This window comes from Deltaproteobacteria bacterium, assembly GCA_019912665.1.
Taxonomy (GTDB): Bacteria; Desulfobacterota; GWC2-55-46; order GWC2-55-46; family GWC2-55-46; genus UBA5799.
The window spans coordinates 1-8,094 of record JAIOIE010000019.1 but is presented as its reverse complement, the minus strand read 5'-3'; the positions used below and the strand labels follow the sequence as shown (position 1 = coordinate 8,094).

Sequence of the window (8,094 nt, the reverse complement as noted above, 5' to 3'; positions counted from 1 at the left end):
CCGGCCCCGGAGTATAGATAAAAGAGCCGTCGGGGTTGAGAGTAAGGCTTCCGTTTGCCGGTCCGGTTACGAGCTGGGCTGTCAAATCCCCCTCGCCAGAGTCATTTCCGAGCACACCCGGGGCCGCCACCTGCAAAGGCGCATCCTCCAATGTGGAATAGGTGTCGTCTACCGCCTCGGGCCTGTCCTGCACAGTTATCATAACGATCGCGTTATTGCTCTCAACATCGTCGGAGAAGACCTTGTAGGTGAACGAATCAATTCCTGAATAGCCCGCTCCCGGAGTATAGATAAAAGAGCCGTCGGGGTTGAGGGCAAGGCTTCCGTTTGCCGGTCCGGTTACGAGCTGGGCCGTTAAATCTCCCTCGCCAGAGTCATTTCCGAGGACTCCGGGAGCAGCCACCTGCAAAGGCGCATCCTCCAATGTGGAATAGGTGTCGTCTACCGCCTCGGGCCTGTCCTGCACAGTTATCATAACGGTTGTGGAATTACTTTCCGCATCGCCGTCGTATGCGCTATACGCAAGGCTATCGGTGCCCACAAAGCCAGTGGCAGGGGTATAGGTGACAGTCTGGTCGGGGTTGATGACCGCTGTCCCGTTCTGCGGCCCGGCAAGGGAAGCCACCGTCAAGGCGTCGCCATCGATATCCGCATCATTTGCGAGCACATTTATGACTACGGGCGTTTCCCTGAACGTGGAAGCCGAGTCGTCCGCCGCTGTAGGCGCGTCGTTCACGGGGTTTACGGTAAAGACTACTGCCGCGTTATTGCTCTCGGAAAGCCCTGTGACCACCCTGTATGAAAACGAGTCCTGGCCGTTATAGTCGGCCAGGGGCTCGTATCTGAAGGAGCCGTCCGGGTCAAGTGCCACAGTGCCGTTTACCGGTCCTGAGACGAGCTCGGCGCTTGGGCTGCCACCCTCCAGCAAATCGTTTCCGAGGACGCCTGGCGCTTCGATGATGAGAATGCCATCCTCGTCTATCGAATACGCGTCGTCATTGGCAAAAAGAGCCTCGCCCCCCGAAACCGTCACGGTCACGGTAGCCGCGTTGCTCTCGGATCTGCCGTCATGGGCCGTGTAGGTGAAGCTGTCCGTTCCGGTAAAGCCGGTGGCAGGCGTGTAAGTCACGGTCTGGTCGGGGGTTAAGGTGGCCGTGCCGCTCCCGGGGGCCGAAAGGCCGCTTATGGTAAGCGCGTCCCCTTCGGGATCCGTGTCGTTGGCGAGGACGTCGATGGTCACCGGAATGCCTTCAGAAGTGGCGGCCGCGTCATCGAAGGCCGACGGAGGATAATTCTCCTCGGCGACCGTGGACTCGAACTCGAACGCCCCGCGGTCCCAGAAACCGTCCGCGCCGCGGACAATGCCGACCATGTCCATATCATAGAGATCCGGGTGGACAATGCCAGGTTCCGTTCCGGCGGAGAGGCGGAAATCGCCGCCGCCATTGTCTATAAACGGGTCACTCTCCCCTACCTGCATCGCGCTCTCGAATATCGCGCTTTCGTTGGACCCCATGAACCAGTTGTAGTTATGCTCGACATCCGGGCCGAACGATGTAGCGGGGCTGTTGTACCAGAGATTATTGTAGGCCTTTATATTCCCTATCTCGTTATAGATGGGGAATATCTTACCGGCCCCGCCGTCGACAAGGTCCACGAAGGTATTGTTGTATATGTTCACATTCCGCGCGTAATAATCGGTGGACGAGGAGAGACTCCCTATGGCCCCGTTCATGGACCTCCTGCCGAGGTTTTCGGTCCAGATAAAGATATTCCCGTAAATATCCCAGTTCTCGCCCCTGCTTATTATTATGCCGCCGGTGCTCACGAAATCCGCTATCACGCTGTTCCGTAAGATTACATTATTGGTGTCACGCGCTATCCAGATCTCCGAGTGCTGTGTTGAGGACACCCCGTTCCTCTCGAGCATGGAGTTCTCGATAAGAACATCCGATGTGGAACTGAAGGTAAGCAGTATCACCCTGCCAGCGTGGTGCATGTAGCAGTTCCGGAACGTCCAGTCCGCGCCGCCGCTCAGGCTATAGAGTATATCCTGGCCCGAGCATGTTGTGCACGGATTGAAGTACATCTCGATGTGCTTAAAGACGAGGTTCGATACCCTTTCCGCCATCTTTATTAGCTTCATCTGGTCCGAGGCGCCTGAGTGGCGCACCTTGATGCCGTGCCCGTCCCGCCAGCTACCTGGCCCTCCCCCGACCTGTCCGTCTATTTCGTAATAGCCTGTCTTGAATACGAACGGCGCCTCGAAAACCGCGCTCCCCTCTCCGAGGTAGTCCTCCCAGCCGGTGTCTGTGCCGTGGTCTTCCGGTATCGCCTTTTTAATGTATATGAAATTCAGATCAGGGTTTTCAGACAGGGGGTCGTTGAAGGTATAACCGGTGTACTCTCCCGAGGCTATATAATATGTGCTACCCCGCTTAAGCTCTTCGGGGAAGCTCCTGAACGCGTTTGTCCAGTCGGCGCCGGAATTGTCGCCCAGGGCGTCTGCGCGCACATAAAAGATATCGGCAAAGGACCTGCCAGGTAAGGCAAGTACCATCAGGAGCAGCATCAAAAATAAAGCCGTCCTCTTCATGTCCACCTCGCTCGTTTAAACGCAAAAGGGGGGCCCGGAGGCCGACAGCTCTTATGAAAGCGAATTTGGGTGCGAAAGGGTAAAAAGCGGCCCGGCGGCTGTCTCCTTTGAAGAGACAGGGCGGGTTCGGAGGCAAAGCTGAAAAGTGTATAAGGGGAAAGTTTATCTCGCCTTAGGCTTTTGTCAACTTCTTGCAGAGTTTTTTTTTGATCGGGGTATAAAGGGCCGGGTGGATTCTATTTTCTTATCCGAGCGAGGCGAGCAGGTTCTTGAAATGTATCGCGGCGGCGGTGTCGCCGGTTATCTCGAGCTTCCTTGAGAAAAAGACCGTGTCCGGGTCTTCCTTTCCAAGGAGCACTTCCATCAAGACGCTCGCGCTCCCGCTCATGGTCACGTCCGGCACGCGCGTGGAATGCGGCACCACCTTTACGTCCCTGTCCTTCACATGGAGGAAGAACTTCTTTTCGACGTCCCTGGCCTCGAATAGGAAGAGCTTGCCGTCGATCTCGCCGAGCCTTGCGCGAAAGGCGGGGTTTTTGTCCAGTATCGCCGAGATGAAGACACCCATGCCTATGGCCTCCATCCATAGCGGCATTGCCTTGAGGGGCAGGCGGAGGCCCTTGTAAAGCCCTTCCCTTAGTTTTTTTTTCGCCTCTTCCTTTTCCATGCGCTTTCCTCGAAAAAAAAGTTGGAACCCGAAACCGTCTATATCTTTACTCCCACGTGCACGGCGGCTATGCCGTTAAGGAGGTTGTGGTACTGCACCTTCCAGAGCCCGGCATCCTGCATCATCCTCTTAAGCTCCTCCTGCGGCGGGAACTTGCGTATCGATTCGGGCAGGTACTCGTATGCGCTCCTGTTTCCGGTTATCATCTCCCCCACCGCCGGGATGAACGAGAAGGAATAGAGGTCGTAGGCCTTTCTTAAAAGCGCGCTCTCAGGACGCGAAAATTCGAGGCATATGACCTTGCCGCCCGGCTTCACCACCCTGGTCATCTCGCCGAGGGCCCGGTCGAGGTGGGTCACGTTCCTTATGCCAAAGCCGACGGTTGCGCAGTGGAAGGAATTATCCTCAAAAGGTATCTCCTCCGCATTCCCCTGAGTGAAACGGATGTTCGAGAGATAGCCCCTGTCGATGCACTTGTCGCGCCCGACCTTAAGCATCTCGCCGTTAATGTCGAAGACCACGACATTGCCTTCTTTTCCCACCCTGTCGGCCATGAGTATGGCTATATCGGCCGTACCGCCGGCCACGTCCAGGGCCGACTGCCCGGGCCTCAATCCGGTCTCGGACGCGACGAACCTCTTCCAGAGCCTGTGGATTCCGAAGCTCATGAGATCGTTCATAAAGTCGTACTTCTGGGCCACGGAGTCAAAGACCTCCCTGACCTTCTTCTCTTTTTCCGCTTCGGGGATGAGCTGGTTCCCGAAGTATGTCATCTTTTCTGTCATAAAATCACCCTTTAGAACTCGAACGGCTCGTATTTCCCGGAAGCCCTCCGCGAGGTCGCGGTCTTGCTCCCGTAGCTCCCTTTCCTGTACGTAACGCCCTTCCTGTCGAGAATCTTCTCTATGTAGCCCAAATGGGGGCACGGCGGGTAATGCCCGTTGTCCGTGACCATGCACGAGGAGAGGTGAAATATTATCTCGTCCTTTTCAACCCCCGCCTTTTTCATGGCCGATTTCACGAGGTGAGCGACCGTCCTCGGTATCCTCCTTCCGGGGCAGCCGCCGCAGTTGAAGGGAACGGCAACTATGGCGTCTTCGCCGGGATAATCCTTGAAGGCGTCCTTCCTCTTTGTGAAGGAATCAAGGCATGCAAAACCGCTGCAGCGCTCCTTCGCGAAGTCGCACTGGATGATGGCAACGACCTTTGTCTTTTTACCTTCCATTGCCCCTGCCCCTCCGGAAAAGCTTGTATCCAATGACAGCGCCCGCCACGTAACCCGCGCCGCTAAGAGGCGGCAAGCCCAGGAAGGTCGGCCCTTCCTTTGAAAAGACCGCCACGAGCGAGGCGCCGATAAAGAGCGCGGCCACAACGAGCCCGCCGCCTATCCTCCTGCCCGCCCTCTCAAGCTCCCCTGTGACCTCCTCGAGCCTGTGGTGCACGAAGCCAATCCGGAGGTCTTCCCGAAGCGCCCTCCGGAGTAGCGTATTGAAGTTGACCGGCAGGTCGAATGCGGTATCCAGAATATCTTCCACCCGCTCGCGTCCCTTCTCGACGAACCTTCCCGGCGATAGCTTCTCTCTCGCCATCCACCTGTAGATGAGGGGCTTTGCCACCTCCCACATGTTGACGTCAGGGTATAGCTGCCTCCCTACCCCCTCTATTATCACCATCGATTTCTGGAGGAGGAGCAAATTGGGCTGGAGCTTCATATTGAAGCGCTTTGCAGTCTGTATGAGCTTCATAAGGAGGCCCGAGATGTCTATCTGCTCGAGCGTCCTCCCGAATATCGGCTCGGATATGTCCCGGAGAGCGTCCTCGAAATCAGAGAGGCTTACGTCGTCGGATATGAGCCCCATCTCCCTGTGGACAACGGCCATCCTGTAATAGTCGGCACGGACGAGATGGTAGAGCATGCTCGCGAGATAATTCCGGAGGTCCCGGTCTATCCTCCCGACGATGCCGAAATCGAGATAGATGATCGCGCCGTCGTCCCTTACGAAGATATTTCCCGGGTGGAGGTCCGCGTGGAAGACCCCGTGATCGAATACCTGCTTGAAGAATATGGTGAGGCCCCTTGTTGCGACCTCCTTTACGTCAAGCCCCTTGGCCCTGAGCGCCTCAACCTCGTCGATGGGAGTGCCGTATATGCGCTCCATCGTGAGGATATCCTCGTTCGAGTAGTCCCAGAAGACGCGCGGTATCTGGATTGAGGGATCGTTCTTGAACATCTCCGAGAACCGGTTGATGTTCACGCCCTCGGCCGCGAGGTTCTGCTCGTTTCTTATGACCCTCTCGAACTCGGCTACCACGTCGTGGGGCCTGTAGCGGCGAGCCGCCGGCACATACCTGTCAAGGAGCCCCGCAATCGTATGCATGACCGAGAGGTCGGACTCGATTACATGCTCTATGCCCGGCCTCTTTACCTTGACCGCGACCTTGGTGCCATCGAAGAGCTCGGCGTAATGGACCTGGGCGATCGAGGCCGAGGCCACCGGGACCGGGTCGAAGGAGGCGAACTTCGATCCTATCGAGGCCTTGAGCGCGCCCTCGACCGCCTTCTTGACCTCCTCATACGGCACGGGAGGGACCATGTCCTGGAGCTTCTTCATCTCCTCGACCCATTCGGGCGGCAGGAGGTCGGCCCTGGTCGAGGCTATCTGCCCGAGCTTGATGAAGGTCGGGCCGAGTTCCTCAAGGACGAGCCTTATCCTTACCGGCGCGCTCAAATTCTGCGCCTTCTTCGAGATGAAGAGCCGCTCTATCGCGGGCACAAATGGCGGCAGCACCCGGAGCTCCCTCGCGAGCGAGCCGAAGCCGTACCTGATTAGCGTGACCACTATCCGGTTGAGCCTGCTTAGATTCCTGTATGTGCTGTTGGCCATCAGTGTGCTTACATGCCTTCCCTGAACTCGTTCCTCTCAAGCCTTGCCTCCAGGTCCGACACCCTCTTTTCGAGCTTATCGACCTTCTCCCTTGCCAGCCTGGCCATCTCCTTTACGACCTCAAGCTCGTCCTGGGTGGCCACGTTGAGCTTCTCGAAGACCTTGCCAGAAGAGGACGTAACCTCCTTTTCAAGCTTCTCCTTCGCGGAACTGACGACGGAAAGGAACTCCTTAAGCGCCCTTACGCCCTCGTCCACGACCCTGTTCTCGACAGCCTCCCTCGGCGGAAGCCCGGCCTCGCCGGTAGCCTCCTTCGAGCCCTTCCCGGACTTCTCAAGCTCTTCAAGAACCTCCCTGGCCTTTCTTTCAAGTCCCATGCCTATGAGTATCGCCTTATCAAGCAGGTCCGCCATACTCCACCTTCCCTTCCACGGCCCATGGCCGCATTTAGAGGCTGACTGGGGAGGCTTCTTGAGAGAACCTTTTTGTAAAAAGGTTCTCTCAAACTCTCTCCAAAAATTTTTAGTTTCCTGAGAGCCCCCAAACTGGGGGCACTCAGGGAAAGAACTAAAAGTCTTTGAAGGGGGGTCTGGGGGAAACTTTCTAAAGAAAGTTTCCCCCGAGAACTTTCCCGGCAGCATTTAAATAATCTTTCCCGGCGCCTCCGAGGTACCAGCCGTTTGTGAATTCTCCTTTGGTTATCGCCTTAAGTTCATTGAGCCCTTCTGAGGGGCCGAGTGTGCCGTTTAAGCGCGCCCTGAAGACCTCGATGACTCTTCCGGTGACCCTGTATTGCGGCGATATCCTGAGCGCGGCAACGCCGATCTCCCTCAGGTCTTCGACAAATTCGATAAGGGTATGGGTGGCGGCGCTCAGTATCGAGGTGCCATTTATTGAGAATAGCGGCCCGTTGTCGATCGTTTTAAGGTCCATGCCGTCCGGGTATTTGAGGCAATCGTGCCTGCATTCGGCCTTGGATAGGCCGAATGCCCTTGAGGTGTAGCACCGCCAGGAGAAGGCGAGGGGCGCTTTCCCGTGCGCGAAGACCTCGCCCGTTATCCCGGTCTTCTCTATGCAGTGCCTTATGGATTCCCTCGATAGCTCGACAGGGAATACCACCCGTTTGATGCCTATGGATTTAAGGAACTCTATAGTCGGCGCATTATAGGAGGTGATATGAGGCCCGGCGTAGATATCCCTTTCCCTCGGGTCGGCCATATTGAAGACCGACATGTCGTTAGCCTCTACAGGCACCTGGAAATCAAATAGCTTCCGCGCCGTATCGAGCTCCTCGTCGTTCGAAATGACGGCAAGGGTCGAGAGGGCGACCTTTTTTCCGGAATCCAGAAGTAGTTTTATTATACCCTGTATGTTATCACGGGAGAGGCCCAGCCTTTTAGAACAGACTACCTCGCCGACATAGACCCTGTCCACGTCCGTCTTCGAGATTTCCCTGTAGAAACCCAATACCTCGTCGCGGGGCCAATCGAAGAGGACCGGGCCGATCGCAAGCTCCATAAAAACCGAATCCTTGAACGAATTTCGCCGTATAAAGTATGCAACATGGGGAGCGTAAAAACAAGGGTTTTTAAGGTGAAATGCAGGGCAGATGAGGTTTCATAGTAAGCCGCAGAAAAATATTATTGAGATGATTTTCTTTTAGCAGGTTGCTGAAAAAACTCAAAGCACGTTCAGGCTGCTCAAAAGTCCAAGATGCAAGGAGTCGAAAAATGGGAATGCGGCGTGCTTTTTTGTACGCCGCATTGAAGAAGTTTGAAGATGACGCAGCAGATTGGGTTGGTCTTTTTCTGCAGCCTGTTAAAGTGCAAAAAGCCTTTGGCGCGCTGCCGCGCTTTTTGGCATAAGGCTCCGCTCTCTTTCTGCCTCCATCCTCCGGGCTCGGCCCCTTGCGGGGCCTCTCTCCTGCTGCCCCGCCTCGCCCGCCC

The 8,094-nt window shown here is 56.1% G+C and carries 8 protein-coding genes; all 8 read right to left on the bottom strand.

The window, feature by feature from the left end; all coding sequences use genetic code 11:
• Window positions 1-2,572 (bottom strand): tandem-95 repeat protein (locus K8I01_08805; GenBank protein ID MBZ0220513.1); only part of this gene is annotated, 2,572 nt, incomplete at its 3' end.
• A gap of 268 nt (window positions 2,573-2,840) precedes the next feature.
• A complete protein-coding gene (locus K8I01_08800) occupies window positions 2,841-3,263 on the bottom strand; it encodes an SCP2 sterol-binding domain-containing protein (GenBank protein ID MBZ0220512.1) in 423 nt (140 codons plus the stop codon).
• 38 nt (window positions 3,264-3,301) lie between these two features.
• Entirely contained in the window at window positions 3,302-4,048 is a 747-nt protein-coding gene (gene ubiE, locus K8I01_08795; protein MBZ0220511.1) for a bifunctional demethylmenaquinone methyltransferase/2-methoxy-6-polyprenyl-1,4-benzoquinol methylase UbiE, read from the bottom strand.
• Window positions 4,049-4,059: 11 nt separating this feature from the next.
• Complete coding sequence (locus tag K8I01_08790) at window positions 4,060-4,488, bottom strand: CGGC domain-containing protein (GenBank protein MBZ0220510.1); 429 nt, start codon at window positions 4,486-4,488, stop codon at window positions 4,060-4,062.
• Window positions 4,478-6,148 (bottom strand): 2-polyprenylphenol 6-hydroxylase, encoded by a 1,671-nt coding sequence (ubiB, locus tag K8I01_08785; GenBank protein MBZ0220509.1) that lies wholly within the window; start codon window positions 6,146-6,148, stop codon window positions 4,478-4,480. The genes K8I01_08790 and ubiB overlap by 11 nt, the downstream gene beginning before the upstream one ends.
• Window positions 6,149-6,156: 8 nt before the next feature.
• Complete coding sequence (locus K8I01_08780) at window positions 6,157-6,561, bottom strand: accessory factor UbiK family protein (protein ID MBZ0220508.1); 405 nt, start codon at window positions 6,559-6,561, stop codon at window positions 6,157-6,159.
• 190 nt (window positions 6,562-6,751) lie between these two features.
• Entirely contained in the window at window positions 6,752-7,666 is a 915-nt protein-coding gene (locus K8I01_08775) for a U32 family peptidase (protein ID MBZ0220507.1), read from the bottom strand.
• Between the two features lie 70 nt (window positions 7,667-7,736).
• Window positions 7,737-8,094 (bottom strand): hypothetical protein (locus tag K8I01_08770; protein MBZ0220506.1); only part of this gene is annotated, 358 nt, incomplete at its 5' end.